15 protein-coding genes are annotated in these 16,177 nt (G+C 69.2%); 5 read left to right on the top strand and 10 right to left on the bottom strand.

The window, feature by feature from the left end; translation table 11 throughout:
• Position 1: 1 nt before the first annotated feature.
• From ACEU5R_RS00905 to ACEU5R_RS00935, 7 genes are all read right to left on the bottom strand, one after another.
• The gene (locus ACEU5R_RS00905) at positions 2–730 is read right to left on the bottom strand and encodes a phage minor tail protein L (protein ID WP_103271251.1); all 729 of its coding nucleotides are present in this window, start codon (positions 728–730) and stop codon (positions 2–4) included.
• A 62-nt stretch (positions 731–792) separates the two neighbouring features.
• Positions 793–1,131 (bottom strand): phage tail protein, encoded by a 339-nt coding sequence (locus ACEU5R_RS00910; protein WP_392408825.1) that lies wholly within the window; start codon positions 1,129–1,131, stop codon positions 793–795.
• A gap of 2 nt (positions 1,132–1,133) precedes the next feature.
• On the bottom strand, positions 1,134–2,432 hold the full coding sequence (locus ACEU5R_RS00915; protein WP_392408826.1) for a phage tail tape measure protein: 1,299 nt from the start codon (positions 2,430–2,432) through the stop codon (positions 1,134–1,136).
• Positions 2,433–2,490: 58 nt separating this feature from the next.
• Complete coding sequence (locus ACEU5R_RS00920; protein ID WP_103271253.1) at positions 2,491–2,781, bottom strand: DUF4035 domain-containing protein; 291 nt, start codon at positions 2,779–2,781, stop codon at positions 2,491–2,493.
• Entirely contained in the window at positions 2,781–3,257 is a 477-nt protein-coding gene (locus tag ACEU5R_RS00925) for a phage tail assembly chaperone (RefSeq protein WP_103271254.1), read from the bottom strand. Before ACEU5R_RS00925 ends, ACEU5R_RS00920 begins: the two co-directional genes overlap by 1 nt.
• Positions 3,258–3,262: 5 nt before the next feature.
• Positions 3,263–3,730: a phage tail tube protein gene (locus ACEU5R_RS00930; protein WP_103271255.1), complete on the bottom strand. Its 468-nt coding sequence runs from the start codon at positions 3,728–3,730 to the stop codon at positions 3,263–3,265.
• A gap of 308 nt (positions 3,731–4,038) precedes the next feature.
• The gene (locus tag ACEU5R_RS00935) at positions 4,039–4,623 is read right to left on the bottom strand and encodes a hypothetical protein (protein ID WP_392408827.1); all 585 of its coding nucleotides are present in this window, start codon (positions 4,621–4,623) and stop codon (positions 4,039–4,041) included.
• 227 nt (positions 4,624–4,850) lie between these two features.
• Here ACEU5R_RS00935 and ACEU5R_RS00940 point away from each other — a divergent pair, with 227 nt between their 5' ends.
• Complete coding sequence (locus ACEU5R_RS00940) at positions 4,851–5,543, top strand: S24 family peptidase (RefSeq protein WP_103271258.1); 693 nt, start codon at positions 4,851–4,853, stop codon at positions 5,541–5,543.
• A gap of 24 nt (positions 5,544–5,567) precedes the next feature.
• On the opposite strand, the gene ACEU5R_RS00945 is transcribed toward ACEU5R_RS00940, so the two are convergent.
• Both ACEU5R_RS00945 and ACEU5R_RS00950 read right to left on the bottom strand, forming a co-directional pair.
• Positions 5,568–6,116 carry an ureidoglycolate lyase gene (locus tag ACEU5R_RS00945; RefSeq protein WP_103271259.1) on the bottom strand — a complete coding sequence of 183 codons (549 nt, stop codon included), beginning with the start codon at positions 6,114–6,116 and terminating at the stop codon, positions 5,568–5,570.
• A complete protein-coding gene (locus ACEU5R_RS00950) occupies positions 6,113–6,352 on the bottom strand; it encodes an Arm DNA-binding domain-containing protein (RefSeq protein ID WP_212315762.1) in 240 nt (79 codons plus the stop codon). The genes ACEU5R_RS00945 and ACEU5R_RS00950 overlap by 4 nt, the downstream gene beginning before the upstream one ends.
• Positions 6,353–6,608: 256 nt before the next feature.
• Here ACEU5R_RS00950 and ACEU5R_RS00955 point away from each other — a divergent pair, with 256 nt between their 5' ends.
• Positions 6,609–7,679, top strand: coding sequence for an alpha/beta hydrolase family protein (locus ACEU5R_RS00955; RefSeq protein WP_392408829.1), 1,071 nt, complete (start codon positions 6,609–6,611; stop codon positions 7,677–7,679).
• A 95-nt stretch (positions 7,680–7,774) separates the two neighbouring features.
• Positions 7,775–8,155, top strand: a complete 381-nt coding sequence (locus tag ACEU5R_RS00960) for a cupin domain-containing protein (RefSeq protein ID WP_103271261.1) — start codon at positions 7,775–7,777, stop codon at positions 8,153–8,155.
• 42 nt (positions 8,156–8,197) lie between these two features.
• Here ACEU5R_RS00960 and ACEU5R_RS00965 read toward each other — a convergent pair whose 3' ends face one another.
• Positions 8,198–9,448, bottom strand: coding sequence for an MFS transporter (locus tag ACEU5R_RS00965; protein ID WP_392408830.1), 1,251 nt, complete (start codon positions 9,446–9,448; stop codon positions 8,198–8,200).
• 390 nt (positions 9,449–9,838) lie between these two features.
• On the opposite strand from ACEU5R_RS00965, the gene ACEU5R_RS00970 reads away from it, so the two are divergent.
• Together ACEU5R_RS00970 and ACEU5R_RS00975 are read left to right on the top strand one after the other, a co-directional pair.
• On the top strand, positions 9,839–13,123 hold the full coding sequence (locus ACEU5R_RS00970; protein ID WP_392408831.1) for a WG repeat-containing protein: 3,285 nt from the start codon (positions 9,839–9,841) through the stop codon (positions 13,121–13,123).
• Entirely contained in the window at positions 13,120–16,020 is a 2,901-nt protein-coding gene (locus tag ACEU5R_RS00975) for a WG repeat-containing protein (RefSeq protein WP_392408832.1), read from the top strand. Before ACEU5R_RS00970 ends, ACEU5R_RS00975 begins: the two co-directional genes overlap by 4 nt.
• The last annotated feature ends 157 nt before the right edge of the window (positions 16,021–16,177 follow it).

Raw genomic sequence — 16,177 nt, forward strand, 5'->3', positions numbered from 1 at the left:
GCTAGCCCCTGATCAGGTCGGCCGACGGAAAGCCGCCGAAGTTGATGACCTCGTATTCACCGAAGCGCTTCTTGCAGTCGGACATCAGGCCCGAGCAGCGGTCCAGCGTGGGATCGGTGACGCGGTTGCCATTGAGGTCGAACATGCGCCCGCCGGTGTAGCCGCAGTAGGGGCCGCGATAGCCGCCCTTGCGCAGCCACGCGCACACGCCGGCGATGATGGGCCGGTCGGGCAGCTTCTGGCCATTGAAGTCGAGCGCGCTGGCGAGCGTGAACTCGACCACCTGCGCCGTCTCCAGCGTCTTCTGCTGCACGATCCAGATTTCCGGCGGCAGCTCTTCGCGCGGATCGGCGCTGGGGTTGCCCTCCGGGAAATTGGCGGCGTCCAGATATCTGCCCAGCGTGCGCCGCGCCACCACGCGCGCGCCCACCAGGTCGTCCAGGTGCACGCACAGCGAAGAGATCACGCCGGCCAACGGCCGGCCCTGCGCATCCTGGCCGATGTTGCCCACGCGCAGCGTGGGCGAGGGCTGCTGCCCTTCGCCCACCTGCTCGAAACCCTCGGCCTGGATGGCCCAGGGCTCGTAGCGCTGGCCCTGCCAGAAGATCGGTCCGACCTGCATATAGCCGTGGAACCGCAGGACCTCGCCGCCGATGCCGCTGGCGTCCAGCTCGAACAGCTCGACCAGCGCGCCCGGCTCAAGTTTTTGTATGTCTGCGTTGATGCCCATTTGCTCAAACTCCATCCGCGTCGCGGAAATTGCGCGCCCGGCCGGGTCCGCCGGCGCGCGCTTCAGGGGGCCACGGACTCTTCGAACGTGACCGCGATGGTGTACATGTCCGCGCCCATGGGCTGCACCGACAGCGAGCGCGCCTTGTAGCGGCCCGCCTCGCCCAGCGGCGGCGTCCACATGAAGGACTTGCCGCCGGCATGCCGGCGCACGAAATCCAGGATGGGACGCACGTAGACTTCGTTGCCCACGAATTGCAACGGCCAGGACTGCGTGACGGTATGGATGCCGTCGGCGGCTTCCTGCTCGTAGCCGTCGCCGAACTGCACGCGCAACGTGCGGTCCTTGAACGCGCCGACGGGATTGGGCCGAGGCGACCAGTTGAAGACTTCGAATGCCATGCTCAGGCTCCCAAACGGTTGTTGCTGGCCTGCCAGGCGAGGCCGCCCTGGCGGTAGGACTGCGACATGCGCCGGTCCACCAGCTGCGTGACGTACTCGCCGATCTGCTGGCCGAACTGCTTCCAGCCCGGTTCGCCGGAATCGGAACTGGCGCTGACGTTGCCGTCCTGTACGTAGACGTTCACGGCCACGCCGCCCGCGCCGGTGCCGGCGCCACTGTCTTGTGGCAGTCCGGCGAAAGAGGCGCGGATGCCCAGCGAGCCGTCGGCGCCGCGATGCAGCGGCATCACGGCTTCGGGGCCGGCTTCGCCCATCAGGCCCATGGGGAAGGCGGTGGCGCGACTGACGATGCCGTTGGTGAATGCGCCGCCTGTCGCGAACTTGACCGGGAAGGCCTGTGCGACGGGCTGGGAACCAAACCCGAATAAACCCATCACCGAATTGCCGATATCCCCGAAGAATCCGCCGATGTCGCCAAGCAAGCCGCCCAGCGGCCCGCCCTTGGTGAAATCACCGAACATCAGGTCCATGAGCTTGGCCGACGCGGCCGAACTGACCATCTTCGCCACCGAGTTCAGGAACGACAGCCCCATCTTGTCGAACTTGTCGGAGACGAAGTCGTACATGCGGGTGCCCAGGATGTCCTGGATCTTGCCCGCGCCCTCGCGCGCCGAGTCGGTCAGGCTGTCGATCAGCTTGGTCATGAAGTCCGGGTCGTCCTTCTTGCCAAGCTCGCGTTCCTGCTTGTAGAGCTGCGTATCCGTCAGGCCGCCCCTGGCGTACTCGTCCCTGGCCCAGCCGAGCTTCCTGGCGTTCTCGGCGTCGCGTTCCGGATTCTTGCCGGTCACGCTGTTGATATAAGCGCGCCGTGCGCTTTCCTCGTCGTTCCAGTCGGTTTCCCTGGCCGCCGACATGAGCATGTTCTTGGTGCCCTCGTCCTCGCCCGCGAACTTGCCGCGCGAGGTTTCGTACACCATCTTGTCCGCCGCGGAGGTCTTGCCCGACAGCGCCAGGGCGCGGTCCATGTCGGCAATGGCCTGATCCGCCAGCGACGACTGCCGCGCCTGCGTTTCCTTGCCCAGCAATTGCACGGACTTGCCGCGTTCGGCGTTGGAGGCTTTCAGCGAGACGGCTTCCGCCTTGCCCGTCGTGCCCGCCAGACCAGCCGCCTTGTTGTAGTCGCGCATGGCCAGCGCGGCCTTCTGCATTTCGAGCGTCTGCGCCTTCAGGCTGGCGGTCGTCTGCTTCACAGCATTGTCCAAGGCCTGTTGCGCGGCGACGCTGCTTGAGTTGTTCGTCATGATTTTCCACACATCATCGTGCCGCCCCCGGCCCGCACGCGGCGGGCCGGACACGTCATCAAGACCCCTTGTTGACCTTCGACAGCAGGAACGCCTTCAATGCGTCGGCGCCCGCCTCGGCGGACGGCTGCGCATCGTCGGCGTCCCAGCGCACCAGCATGTCCGTGACGCGGACCTTGGCGCCCGCCGCCTGCGCCACCACGGCGGCAAGGCTGGCGGCCAGCAGGTCGGCGCGCTCGTCGCCCAGCGGCGACTGGCGGTTGAACTCCCGCCACAGGGACAGCTCATGGGTGTCAATGGCATCCATCAACTCGCCCAGGGTGCGGCCCAGCCGAAGGGCCAGGATCATCAGGAAACGGAGGTCTGGCGTTTCCTGGAAGGCTTTTTTGCGTGCGCGTCGGCTCCCTCCCCGAGGTTGCCCAGCTCGATCGCCTTGGCCGCCAGCATCAGGTGCGCCGGGCCGAAAGCCGCGGCCACGGCGTCCACGTCGGCGTCGCCGAAGACGCGGCGCGGGCCGGCTTCGGTCTGCTCGTACAGCGTGCGCACCAGCAGGCTGGCCGAGGCGCGGGTGTAGTCCACGCCCGGCGCGTCCAGCTTGGCGCGCACGCTGTCATCGGCCTCGCCGGGCGTGACGCCCGCGGCGGCCCAGATGGCGCGGATGTGGAACAGGTGATCGCTGGGACTGGGCGCGCGCACGATCACGCTGGCGCCGTCCCACTCGGGAACGTTCAGCGCTTCCGAGCGAAAGCCCGCCAGCGGATCGGTGACCCGGTCGCGCAGGCTGGCTGGCGCCTTGGCGCGGGCCTTGATGGACGTGTCCGTCATGGCGCTCAGCCTCCGTTGGCCGGGGCGTCGGTCATCTTGACGGCGCCGGTGACGCGCACGTTGAACGTGGCGGACACGACGTTGTCCAGCTGGCCTTGCCACTGGTATTGCGTGACCAGGCCCAGGAACTCGAACTTCGAGCCATCGGCGAAGGTCACGCGGAAGGCGCGGCTCTTCTTGTCGCTGCGGGCCGCGACCAGCACCTTCTGGGCGGCGTCGCCGGCCTTCCAGTTGCCGGCCATGCTGAAGGTGCCGCTGTCGTCCAGGCCCAGCGCGTATTCCTTGGCGGCGGACTTGAGCACGGTGACGTCGATCTCGGTGGTCTGGCCGCCCTGGAAGTTCGGGTCCTTGATGGTGATGGCCAGGTCGGCGTAGGTCAGGCCGGTGGCGGCCAGGTCGTTGGTGCTCGTGGTGGACACTTCCAGCTGCGTGCCCTGGGTCTGAACGAATTGCGAAACGGTAGTACCAGCCATTGCTGACTCCAAAAAAAACCCGCCGGAAATGGCGGGCGAAACGGAATGGCGGCCCCTGCCGCGCATCCATGAAAGAAGGACCACCGGGCCGCGCGCATGGCGATGCGCTTGCGTCACGCAAGTCGCGTGCGCCGCGGACGGAATGGTCCTGCGAAGAAAAAGAGGCTCCTGGGCATGCGCCCGGGAGCCTCTTTGAAAACCTGTCGGAATGCGGCGATCGGCCGGCAACAAAAAACCCGCGGCCTGCTAGTCGGTGCAGTTCCGCGGGTTCTGTTTTGGCCGGGCGCAACTTGCCCCGACGGAAATCATTATGCAGCGGCCGCCCGACCCTCACAAGCGCTTTGGCGATCGGCGTGTCGCACCTGGCCAGCGACCAGCAGCGCGCGCCGGCGCAGCGCCGGCAACAAGGCGGCGCGCGCGTCCAGGTAGGCGGCATGCTGCGCTTGCGGCGACAGGCGTGGATTGCGGAACACGGCCGCGCCGGCGGCCTTGTTGCCGGCATGCACGCCGATGGCGGCGCGCTGCTGCCAGGGCAGCTCGTCGATGCACAAGTCCACCTGCTGGCAACGCGCGGCGTTCAAACGCGCATCCACGTCTTCGCTGTCGACATAGGCGTCGTCCGGCACCATGCCGCGCGCGAAGGCGGCGATGCGGCCCACGCCCAGCTTGGGGCGATAGCCGCGGGTCCAGTGATACCAGTCCATGATCAGGGCTTCGGCCTGATCGGCTTCCGTGGGCGCCGTGCGCGGCGCCAGCCTGATGACCGCGCGCGGCGCCGCCGCCTTGGGCGTGACCGCCGCCTCGCGCCGCGCCGGCGCGACCCAGCCCTGCGACACCCGTAATACCGCCTGCCTTGCCTGTTCCATCTGCCGCTCCTTGTCCATGTGATCCATTGCCTTGCCTGGCTCCGCCGCCAGTCTTGCCGGCGCCGCGCCGGCCCGGGCGCGCTGCAACGCGCCCAGCGGCGGACAGCCGGGTTTCAGTAGCAATACGCTACCAATGCTTCCATCTGAAAGACGTACATATTTCGTGTGGTTCATAAGGCAATTCTACAAATGTATAATTCTGATTTCAACACTTGTTGTTGCACAATTTTCCACAACTGTTAGCGTCCCACCCCATGGCACTCGGAAAACAAATCAGGCGCTACCGCAGCGCGCTCGGCCTCACCCTCGAACAACTCGAAGCCCGCACCGGCGTGGGCGTCGGCACCATCGCCGCGCTCGAAGGCCGCGACAGCGAACGCTCGAAGTACGCATCACGGCTGGCCGCCGGGCTGGGCCTGACGCTGGAGCAATTGCTGGACGAATCGGCCGACGCCGGTTCGGGGTCCGGCTCGCTGGTGCTGGACTCGCCGCATCAGCCGTCCACGGATGACGATGACCTGCGCATCCCGCGCTTCGACACCGGTGGCGCCATGGGCGCGGGCGTGGAACTGCGCGACCAGCCGGGCGTGATCCAGAGTCTGCGCGTCAGCCAGGAATGGCTGCACAGGAACGTGCGCCACTACACGGCGGCCAACAAGCTCTGCGTGGTGACGGGTTTCGGCGACAGCATGCGCCCCATGTTCAATCCGGGCGATCCGCTGCTGGTGGACCTGGGCGTGGAAAAGGCCGATATCGACGGCGTGTTCTTCTTCCGCGTCGGCAACGAGGGGTTCATCAAGCGCCTGCAGCGCATACCCAGCGCGCGCGGCCTGCTGATCCGCGCGAAATCGGAAAACCCCAAGTACGACGCCTGGGACATTACCGAAGGCATGGACCTGCAGATCTTCGGCCGCGTGCTGAAGGTCTGGCGCAGCGACGATTTCTAGGGCCGCCGCCTCGCCGGGCGCGGCTCAGTCCAGGCGTTCCAGGCCGGCCAGGCGATGCGCCGGAATCGCCGCGATGGCGCTTTCCGTGATCGATGCGTCCGTGCTCAGGTGCTGGATCAGGTCCAGCGTGGTCGAGCGACGCGTGAGCATCAGACAGGCCACTTCATCGCCGGCCACGCGCGTCGCGTGCCAGCAGCCGGCGCGCATGCAGACGCCCTGCCCCTGCGGCACGCGAAAGGCCGCCAGCGTGGCCAGGTCCGGGCTGCCGTCCTGCGCGCTCTGCGCCACCACCTGCACCACCGCGCCGGTCAGCGGCACGATGGCCTGCTGGGTCAGCAGATGCTTTTCCAGGCTGGCGATGTCGGCGTCGCGGCTGCGATAGTTGACCCACAAGAGTTCGGCATCGCCGCCGCCGCCCGTGTTGAACACGTGTTCCTGCCAGAAATCCGTGGCGGCGTTCGTGAATAGCGGCACGCCATTGCCGTCCGGCATGGGCTTGCCCAGCATCCAGCCATAGGCGCGGAAAGTGTCGGGCGTCAGGTCCTGCAGGGGTATGGAGGTATCGCTGGTCATGCTGGATCTTGAGTGGGCTTGCCGGCAGCGCCGCGCTTGGGAAATTCGGTGTCGTAATCGAAATCGCCGCGCGCGATGGCTGCCTGGATGGCGCTCCTGCGCTCGGCGGCGCGCTTCAGGTTGGCGGCGGTGGGCTTGGCGCGGATGCGCTCGACGCAGCGCCGGCCTTCGAACTCGAAACTGATCTCGATGGATGATTCGGACGCCGGCCTGACGCCTTCGAATCCGCGATTCATGCTGTTCCCCCGTGCGCCACTGCATCGCCGCGTCAGGCGACGCGGCGGCCATGGCTGTTCATGATGGCGGCGCGGGCGAAGGCCCGTCCGCGAGGCCCCTACTGTAACCCTGCAGCGACCGCCATGGCGCATCGCCCCCGGTATCCGCGCCGCGCCCGCCGGTGCGCGATTTGACAGGTCCCCGGGCGCCATGAATAATAATTAGACTAAACAATCTAACAATAAAACCGCGCATACCGACCACGACAGGCCTGTCTTGCCCACCTTTCCGTCGACCTTGTTCCCGCTGCGCCGGCGCGCGCGGATCGTCATCGCCGCCGTACTCGCCCTGAGCGCCGCGATCGCCGCGCTGCTGTGCTTCAGCGGCCTGCGCGACTTCTCGCTGGAATCGGCGACGACGCGCACGCTCACCTTCCATGCCGGGACGGACCGTCTGTCCGGCACGCTGATCCTGCCGCGCGACGTGGCCGCGCCGCCGGTGGCCCTGTTCGTGCACGGCGACGGCCCGCAGGACCGCTACGCGGACGACGGCTACCTGCCCTTCATCAACCAACTGCTGGACCAGGGCATCGGCGTGTTCACCTGGGACAAGCCCGGCGTGGGCCGCAGCGCCGGCAACTGGCTGGACCAATCCATGCAGGACCGCGCCGCCGAGGCCATGGCCGCCTACCTGCGCGTGCGCTCCGAACCCGGCGTGGATGCCGCCAAGGTCGGCTTCCTGGGCTACTCGCAAGCGGGCTGGGTGCTGCCCATCGTCGCCAGCCGCGCGCAACCCGCCTTCACCGTCATCATCGGCGGCGCGGTGAACTGGCGTGACCAGGGCGCCTACTACACGCGCAAGCGGCTGCAGGCCCAGGGCGTGGCGGCCGACGAGATCGAACGCCGCCTGGCGGCCGAACAGACTAGCAACGACGCGCTGTTCGGCAAACCACGTCCGCTGGCGGATGTGCTGGCGGCGCGGCCCGACATGACTCCGGCGCGCGCCCGCTACGTGCAACGCAACTATCTGTCGGATGCGTCCGGCTGGATCCCGAAAATGCGCGGCCCGGTGCTGGCCGTGTGGGGCGAGATGGACCCGAACGTCGATGCAGCCGTGAACGCCGCGCGCTATCGCCTGCTGTTCGCCGACGCACCGGACAAGCGCGTCATGCTGGTGCCCGACGCCGGCCACGTGCTGCTGCGCGCGCCGCAATTCAACGACCAGATCGCCAGCGACTGGACGCTCTGGAAAAAGCTGCGCTTCATGCTGCTGGGCCGCGAAGCCTACGTGCAGCCTGCCGTGCGCGACATCGCCGACTGGATCAGGCAGGCCGCCGCCGGCCATTGAAGACGGGCCTCCCTGTCGCCGCTCCAACCGCTTTTCCGCTGACATGGAATGGCCGTACCATGGCCGCAACCTCACCCCGCGCAGGAGCGCATGCCATGGCCACCGATCTCACGAAGCACTACGTGCTGCTCAACCCCGACGGCGCCTCCATCACGACACAGGGCGGCAATGCCTTCTGGTCGCAGTCGCCGGACCAGCTCGACGCCTACGGCCGAGGCTGGCTGGTGTCGGAATATGAATTCGCCTCGGACTGGAAACAGTGGGAAATGCACCCCGAGGCCGACGAGCTGCTGCGTGTGATCGCCGGTGAAACCGAGTTGCAGCTGGAATGGCCCACCGGCATCCAGTCCGTGATCCTGCGCGCCGACCAGGCCTATGTCGTGCCCAGGGGCGTCTGGCACACGGCCAAGGCGGCCGCCCCCTGTCGCATGCTGCACATCACGATGGGCGCGGGCACGCAGCATCGGCCGCTGTAGCGCCCCGGCGCCGTTCCCGCGCGCGGGCGCCGGGGCCGGCCTTCAGGCGCGTGCCGGCGCCATGCGCGGGCGCGGCAGTTCGCGGTCGTCGATGGGCCAATGCAGCATGGCTGCCAGCAGCCCCAGCGCGATCGCGCCCAGCCAGATCAGGTCGTAGGAGTGCGTGGCCTCGTACACCAGCCCGCCCAGCCACACGCCCAGGAACGAGCCCAGCTGGTGGCCGAAGAACACGAAGCCGAACAGCGTGGTGATGTAGCGCACGCCGAACACCTGCGAGATCAGGCCATTGGTCAGCGGCACCGTGCCCAGCCAGATGAAGCCCATGACGGCCGAGAAGGCGTAGACCGACCACACCGACAGCGGCAGCAGGAAGAACAGCGCCATCGCGCCGGCGCGGATCAGGTAGATGTAGGCCAACAGGTGCTTGCGGCGATACCGCGCGCCCAGGATGCCGCAGACATAGGTGCCGGCGATATTGGCCAGCGCGATGATGGCCAGCGCCGCCACGCCATCGGCCGCGCGCAGGCCACGGTCGGCCAGATAGGCGGGCAAGTGCGTGCCGATGAAGGCCAGCTGGAAGCCGCAGGCCAGGAAACCCAGGTTCAGCAGCCAGAAGCCGCGCTGCGCGAAGGCTTCGCGGATCGCCTGCCCCAACGGCTGGTCGCGCTCCGACGGGCCGACGCCGGACGCGTGGCGCCGCGCTTCCCGCAGGATCAGCGCCAGCGGCAAGGCCACGGCCAGCGCCACGGCGAACAGCGACAGCGCCCGCGTCCAGCCCGCGCCGCTGATCAGCCACTGCGCCGCCGGCACCAGCGTGAACTGCCCCAATCCCCCGACCGCGCCGGCCACGGCCAGCGCCCAGCTGCGCCGCTCGGGCGCGACCAGCCGGCTCAACGCGCCGTAGATGACGGCGAAGGCGGTGCCGGACAGGGCGATGCCGACGCAGATCCCCGCCGTCAGCAAGAACATCGCCGGCGTGACCGCGAGCGTCATGCCGATCAGTCCGACCGCATAGAAAACCAGCCCGGCGGCGATGACCTTGGCCGAACCATGGCGGTCGGCGATCATGCCGGTGAAGGGCTGGGCGACGCCCCAGGTCAGGTTCTGCAGCGCCATGGCCATGGCGAAGGTTTCGCGCGACCAGCCCCGGTCCATGCTGACCGGCAGCAGGAACAGCCCCTGCACATGGCGCACGCCCAGGGCCAGGCCCATGATGACGCCGCCGGCCAGCACCATGGCCCACAGCAGGGCGGGCGTGACGCGCGGCGGCGAGGAAGAGGCGGCAAGGGGCATGGCGGACTCCGGCGTGTGGCGTCGGCCCCCATGCTGGCGGGCATGATGGCATTACAGCCTCGCGCGGGCGCGTGCTCAACCGATTATTTTTCACGTTCCGCATGCGCGCGGCGCATGCCAGGCGATGACGGCCGGCGCGCCGTGCCGCGCACCCGAGGCGAACTGCGCAGAGCGGGCTGACGCGGGCGACTCGCCGCGACGCGCGGCGCCCATGCCGGCGTCTTGTTAACGGATCGTTTTCTATAGTTACATTTATCGCAGCGATGCCGGCCATGCTTGGTTACAGTGCCCCCTTCCCAACTATTCCGGCAGACATACCATGCGGCAGGTCCGGCCAGGCAACATCCAGACGGCGCGCACGCGCGCACCCTTCCCCGCGCGCGAGGCGGCATGACGCGCGCGCCGTTCTTCCGTCCGCTGGCGCTGGCCGCCGCGCTGGCCGCCCTGGGTGCCGGCCCCGCCCACGCCATGTCCGACTGGCAGCGCGAATGCCAGCGCGGCACCTACGAGATCAATCCCTACACGCCCTGCGCGCAGCCCTTCCACGAAGGACTGGCCGCCGTCATGACCGGCAGCGAGGAAGATGAGGCCGGCCGCTGGGGCTATATCGACAAGCAAGGCCGCATGGCCATCGCGCCCGCGTTCCAGGAGGCCACGCCGTTCCAGAACGGGCTGGCCGCGGTGCGCCAGGACGACCTGTGGGGCTATATCGACGCCAAGGGCGCCTGGGCCATCCGCCCGGCCTACGCGGAAGCAACCGGCTTCAACGCGCAAGGCACGGCGCTGGTCCGGATCGACGAGCGCGACGTGCTCATCGACCGCCAGGGCCAGACAGTCAAGACGCTGCCGCTGGGCGCGCGCAGCTGGGGCTTCCGGCCCGGACAGACGCTGGCCGAAATCGAGGTGCCGCAGCCGCCGCGCCTGTTCAACGTCGCCACGGGCCGCGCGCTGACGCTGCCGGACGACGTCATGGCGCTGGGCGAGCCGACGCAGGGCCAGATCCCCGCGCAACGGCGCGCCTCGCGCTACAACGGCTGGTGGGGACTGCTGAGCGCCAATGGCCGCTGGGCCGTGCCGCCGGAAACGCTGCGCTCCGAAGAGGCGCCGCTGCGCGACGGCAACGTCATCGCCGTGCGCCGCGACGGGCGCTGGCAGTTCGTGGACCCGCAGGGCCGACCGCTGTCGAAGCAACGCTATGGCGATCGCGTCGCGCTGCTTGCGCCGGGCGCATGGCTGGTCAAGCGGGAACACAACGCTCCGGCGATACTGCTGGACGCCGACCTCCGGCCGATGCGCAGCTTCAGGCAGGACTATGCCTGGCCGGAAAAGCGCGAAGGCTGGACGGTGCTGCGCGACGACGAAGCGATCCTGCTGGTCGATCCCGTCGGCCGGCTCAGCATCCTGTCCCTGCCGCAAGGCCGCGTGGACATCCAGAACGGTCGCGCCTGGGTCTATGCCCGGACCTCGGACGGCGCCACCGATGCGACGACCGACGGGGCGACGGACGAGGCGGTTGACGCCACCCACGCCGCCATCGACGCCTCGCAGGCCGCCGCCAACACCTCGCTCGCCGAGCCGCCGTCCCCGCGCACGGCGCGCAAGCGCAACGACAGGAATGCCGAGCCGGGCGCGGCCGCCGACGCGGCGCAGGCCCGCCCCGCGCGCGAGCCGGACCCGGCGCCTCCGACGCCCCTTCCGGTCTATCGGCTGCCCGATCCTCCCGCCGTCGCGGATCCGCCGCCGCCCATGGTCATCATGCCCAAGCCCGCCGCGAACATGCCCGCGCCAGGGCCGACCGCCATGCCGGTCGAGGCGCAAGCCGCCGATGCCGCGCCCGTGGCGGTGGACGCGGCGCAGGAAGCAGGCCAGGCCGTGGATGCCGCCGTCGCGGAAGCAGCTGTCGCGGAAGCGGCGGCCGACGCAGCCGCGGCAGCGGCCGATGCAGCCATAGGCTCGGCCAACCGCCCGGAGACCCTGATCCAGATCTACGCAGCCGACGGCCAGCCGCTGCTGAGCCACACGCAGGCGGCCCGCCTGCGCGATTACAGCGTGACGCCGGTGCAGCCGGACAAGCGGCTGTCGGCGCGCGAGGCCGCGCTGTTGCCGCTGGCGACGCTATCGCCGAGCGACTACGAACAGCCCAACGGCATCCTCACCGCCGACGGCAAGATCGTGATCGACCCCTCGTGGAGCCGCATCGCGACTTATGACGCCAGCCTGCCGCTGGTGACGCACACGCGCGACGACAAGGTCGGCGCGATAGACGCCGCCGGCCGCTGGGCGGTGCCGCCCAGGTACCAGGAGCTGGATACGTTCAACAGCGGCTATGCCTGGGCCCTGCCCTTTGACGCCAACAGCCGCAACCAGACCGTGCTGCTCGACGCGCTGGGCCGCAAGACGGCCCTGCCCGATGCCGTCCGCCGCAATGGCGAGTACCTCGACGGCGGCCTGATCACGTACTACGCGCTGGACGACGATCACGAACGCGTCTGGGGCCTGTGGGACATCCGCAAGAACGCGCCCGCGCTCAAGCCCTCGCTGGCCGGCATCGAAAAGTTCGAGGGCGACTGGGCCCGCGCGCAATCCGGCGACCGCTGGGGCGTGATCGGCCGCGACGGCAAATGGCGCATCAAGCCCGACTACGAAGGCGCGTACCGGCTGGACTACCTCGGCCAGGGCTACATGCTGACCGAAGAAGCCAAGCCGGCCGGGCAGTCCGATGCCTACGACAGCTTCTACCGCCTGCACCACCTGCCCTCCGGCAAGGCCTCGCCGCTGCTGCGCGGCAAGCCCCAGGCGCTGGAGGGCGGCCGCCAGATGGGCCTGCTGGCCGACGGCGGCACCATGCTGTTCGACGCGCGCGGCGGTTCGGTCCGCCTGTTCCAGGGCAAGCCCGAGAACCAGCGCCAGTTCGGCGACTGGATCTCGCTCAGCTACGACGACCGCAAGGGCGCCATCGACGCGCGCGGCAATATGAAGATCGCCGCCGAGAACGGCGAGTTCAATCCCTTCTTCGTGCAGCCCGATGGCCTGGCGCGCGTCAATACCCCGCAGGGCTATCGCCTGATGGACCAGAACGGCGCCATCGTGCAGGCCAGGCTGGGCGACGCCATGCCGCTGGCCTCGATGCAGCGGCTGGTGGTCGAGGACCGCGACGGCTCGCGCAGCGTGATGGTGGACATGCAGGGCCGCGAGATCGCGCGCTTCAATAAGACCTATAGCGTGGACGCGTCCACCGCCAGCGAAGGCGTGGTGGTGTACGAAGGCGACAACGGCCGCCATGGGTTCGTCAATGCCGAGGGCAAGCGCGTCGTGGGCCCGTACTTCAACAAGCTGGGCCCGCTGCGCGACGGCCTGGCGCGGGCGCGGCGCGAGCAGCGCAGCGGCAAGCTGTACGGCTACATCGACCTCACCGGCCGCTACGCCATCGCGCCCGAGTTCGCCTGGGCCGACGACTTCCGCGAAGGCCGCGCCCTGGCGCGGCGTGGCGACCAGCTCATGTACATCGACCCGCGCGGCCAGGCAGCCGCCTCGTTCTCGCTGGTCTGCGGCGCCGTCGTCATCCAGGACGCGCAGCAGCGCGTGACCTGGCCGGCCAAGCCGCTCGCCTGCCCCGACGCCGCCGGCTTGCAATACGCGCCGGCCACCGAAACCGCCCAAGCCGGACAGTCATGACCTTACGCCTGATTCCCCTCACCCGCCTGGCCTGCGCCGTCGCCGTGCTGGGCCTGCCCCTGGCCGCGCAGGCGCAATACTGGCACGCGTCCTGCGCCTACGATTCGCCCAGCCCGCTGGCGACCGGCGGCTTCTACGATGGCGGCAGCGACGCCGTCAGCGGTTGCATCCGTTCCATTTCCGAAGGCCGCGCCGCCGTGCTGCTGCCCTCGGCCCTGTTGCCGATCAAGCGCGTGCCGACCAATGCGTCCCTGCGCGGACACGCCTGGGGCTTCCTGGACGACAAGGGCCGCCTCGCGATCAAGCCGATCTTCGACCAGGTCGGCGATTTCCATCACGGGCTGGCCGCCGTGCAGTGGCAAGGCAAGTGGGGCTATATCGACGCCCGCGGCCGCATGGCCATCGCGCCGCGCTTCGACGAAGTTTCCGATTTCGTCGAGGCCGGGCTGGCGATCGTCACGCTGGACGGCAAGCGCCAGATCATCGACCGCCAGGGCAAGCCGACCGGCGACGCGCTCGACGCGTCCGTGGACAACGCGCAGTTGTCGGACGGCCTGCCCGCGCGGCTGATCGTGCGCTACCGCCCCGAGTACCAGGCGCCCGACGGCACCCGGCGCTACGACGAGCCGGGCCGGCGCATTACCGGCGCCTACGGCAAGGATCTGCTGATCGCCGCCACCGAGCGCGGCGAATACGGGCTCTTGAACGACAAGTGGGAATGGGTGGTCGAACCGCGCTACGAGGAAATCACGGTCCAGTCCGGCTGGACGCTGGCCGTCGCCCAGGGCCGCGAGGAAGTCGTGCTGCTGGACGCCAAGGGCGAGGCCATAGGTGCAGGCAAGGGCTATCGCAGCCTGGCGCCGATGGGCGCCTTCTGGCTGGCCGAGTTGCGGCGCGGCAGCTACGAGCTGCTGGACGCGAAGGGCCAGCGCCTGGGCAACATCGACGAACGCCAATCGCGCCGCATCGAACCGATAGGCAAGGCGCTGCTGTCCATGAGCGGCGACACCGCGAAGCTGTGGGTGCCTGGCAGGACCGAGGCGGTGACGCTGGGCAAGGATCTGGCCACGCCGCGCCAGACGCAAGGCTATGCGCTGTTCCTGAGCGAAGCGCGCCGGCCGCTCGGCCTGCTGACGCCAGGCGGCGGCTGGGTCGACGGCGCCGCCCTGCCCGCCGCCGTCGGCCAGATCGATGGCTTCGACGAAGTCCACGGCCGCCTGTGGCTGCACGACGCCGACGGCAAGCTGCTGGCCGTGTTCAATCCCGATGGCAAGCCGGCGCTGGACGCCGCCGCGCTGGCCGCGCTGAGCGAGCAGCCCATGCGCGCCTTGCGCCACGCCGGACCGGACGCGCCGCTGGCCCTGCTGACGCAGGGCCACTGCCAATGCGAGGAGGCGCGCGCCGGCCTGGTGCTGGCCGACGGCACCATCGTGACCGACCCATCCTGGGAATCGGTGGCCTCGCTGGACGAATCCGAAGACGAGTACGGCGGCGACGAGGACGGCGACAAGCCGGCCGCGAACGACATGCGCTTTGTCGCCCGCACCGAGGCCGGCATGCGCTTGCTCGACGCGCGCGGCAAGCCCATGGACCTGCCTCCGCAGCAACACATCGGCCAGTTCCGCCACGGCTACGCACTGGCCTATGCCCAGGGCGCCGCGCGCATCGTGGACCGCGCCGGCAAGCTGTACGAACTGCCCGATTTCTTCGAGGCCGAAGTGGCCGGCCCGGGCCTGGTGCGCTTCCTGAACACCGCCGCCGAGGGCGATCCCTGGGGCCTGTACGACTTCATCGCCGGCAAGGAAATCTCGCCGCCGGCGTTCCAGCGCATCGGCATGTTCCGCGATGGCCGGGCCGAGGCCGCGCTGGGCGAGAACCGCGCCGGCATCATCGACACGCAGGGCAAGTGGATCGTGCCGCCCGAGTACCGCGAGGCGCGCCCGGAGGTCGGCGACCTGTGGCAGCTGCGCCAGGCCGGCTCGCAGACAGAAGAATACCTGCGCCCGTCCGCGCTGGCGTCCCGCGACGGCCGCGTGCTCACGCCCTTCGCCGCGCATCTGGAGGTGGCGCAGGACGCGTCCGGCGGCTACATGGCCCGGACCAACCAGCGCCTGTGGCAGATCTCGCGCGACACGACGTCGGTCCGGGAAATCTCCGACGCCGACATCACGCCGCTGGGCGGCTGGCTGGGCATCCAGCGCAGCGACCGGCTCGGCTACGTAGACAGCTCGGGAAGCTGGCAGATCGCGCCCGAGCGCCTGGGCGGTTCCGTCTTCCACGGCTCGCCGGCGCGCGCGCTGCGCCTGGGCCACCAGGAAGGCCAGGAAGACCGCCTTGTCGACACGCAGGGCAATACCGTGGCCACGCTGCCGGTCGGCGACTGGAGCTGGCCGACTGGCTCGGACTGGCTGATCCGGCAGCGCCACGTGGCCAACCAGGGCATGGTCACGGACTACTTCGACACCGACGGCAAGCCCAGGCTCAGCGCCGTGCCGGGCCGGGTCGGCGCTTACTCCGAGGGCCGCGCGGTGAAAGCGCTGGCCAACGGCCAGGCGCGCGCGGTCAACGAGCAGGGCAAGCACGTCGGCCCGGTCTACGACGAGCTGTGGCAGCGCCGCGACGGCTTGGCGGTGGCGCGCGTGGACCAGCACTACGGCTACGTTGACGGCCAGGGCAAGCTGGCCATCCCCGCCACGTATGCCCGCGCCTCCACGTTCCAGGACCAGCGCGCGGTGGCATCGACCGACGCGGCCTCCCTGCTGATCGACACGCGCGGCGACATGCTGGCCTCGGTTGGCATGGAGTGCGGCATGCGTACCCTGCGCAATGCGCGCGGCCAGCGCCTGTGGCCGCTGAGCCTGCCGCCGCGCTGCCCGGCCGAACCGACGGGGGAATAAGGCAACGGCGGCGGGAGTGTTTTCGCCGCCGTTGCTTCATGACATCACGACGCGGAGGTTCACAGGATTGGACGTTCGGGCGTCATGCTCGAGAGCATCCCCAATGAGTGGTTTGATCGATTGAAATTTAATCACTATGATTATCTTCAGATCATCC

This window comes from Achromobacter sp. 413638, from assembly GCF_043119405.1.
Taxonomy (GTDB): domain Bacteria; phylum Pseudomonadota; class Gammaproteobacteria; order Burkholderiales; family Burkholderiaceae_B; genus Achromobacter.

Excerpts from the sequence above, each read along its gene's own strand:
- ACEU5R_RS00905 (WP_103271251.1), bottom strand. The coding sequence starts at position 730 with ATGGGCATCAACGCAGACATACAAAAACTTGAGCCGGGCGCGCTGGTC.
- ACEU5R_RS00910 (WP_392408825.1), bottom strand. The coding sequence starts at position 1,131 with ATGGCATTCGAAGTCTTCAACTGGTCGCCTCGGCCCAATCCCGTCGGC.
- ACEU5R_RS00915 (WP_392408826.1), bottom strand. The coding sequence starts at position 2,432 with ATGACGAACAACTCAAGCAGCGTCGCCGCGCAACAGGCCTTGGACAAT.
- ACEU5R_RS00920 (WP_103271253.1), bottom strand. The coding sequence starts at position 2,781 with ATGATCCTGGCCCTTCGGCTGGGCCGCACCCTGGGCGAGTTGATGGAT.
- ACEU5R_RS00925 (WP_103271254.1), bottom strand. The coding sequence starts at position 3,257 with ATGACGGACACGTCCATCAAGGCCCGCGCCAAGGCGCCAGCCAGCCTG.
- ACEU5R_RS00930 (WP_103271255.1), bottom strand. The coding sequence starts at position 3,730 with ATGGCTGGTACTACCGTTTCGCAATTCGTTCAGACCCAGGGCACGCAG.
- ACEU5R_RS00935 (WP_392408827.1), bottom strand. The coding sequence starts at position 4,623 with ATGGATCACATGGACAAGGAGCGGCAGATGGAACAGGCAAGGCAGGCG.
- ACEU5R_RS00940 (WP_103271258.1), top strand. The coding sequence starts at position 4,851 with ATGGCACTCGGAAAACAAATCAGGCGCTACCGCAGCGCGCTCGGCCTC.
- ACEU5R_RS00945 (WP_103271259.1), bottom strand. The coding sequence starts at position 6,116 with ATGACCAGCGATACCTCCATACCCCTGCAGGACCTGACGCCCGACACT.
- ACEU5R_RS00950 (WP_212315762.1), bottom strand. The coding sequence starts at position 6,352 with ATGAATCGCGGATTCGAAGGCGTCAGGCCGGCGTCCGAATCATCCATC.
- ACEU5R_RS00960 (WP_103271261.1), top strand. The coding sequence starts at position 7,775 with ATGGCCACCGATCTCACGAAGCACTACGTGCTGCTCAACCCCGACGGC.
- ACEU5R_RS00965 (WP_392408830.1), bottom strand. The coding sequence starts at position 9,448 with ATGCCCCTTGCCGCCTCTTCCTCGCCGCCGCGCGTCACGCCCGCCCTG.
- ACEU5R_RS00970 (WP_392408831.1), top strand. The coding sequence starts at position 9,839 with ATGACGCGCGCGCCGTTCTTCCGTCCGCTGGCGCTGGCCGCCGCGCTG.
- ACEU5R_RS00975 (WP_392408832.1), top strand. The coding sequence starts at position 13,120 with ATGACCTTACGCCTGATTCCCCTCACCCGCCTGGCCTGCGCCGTCGCC.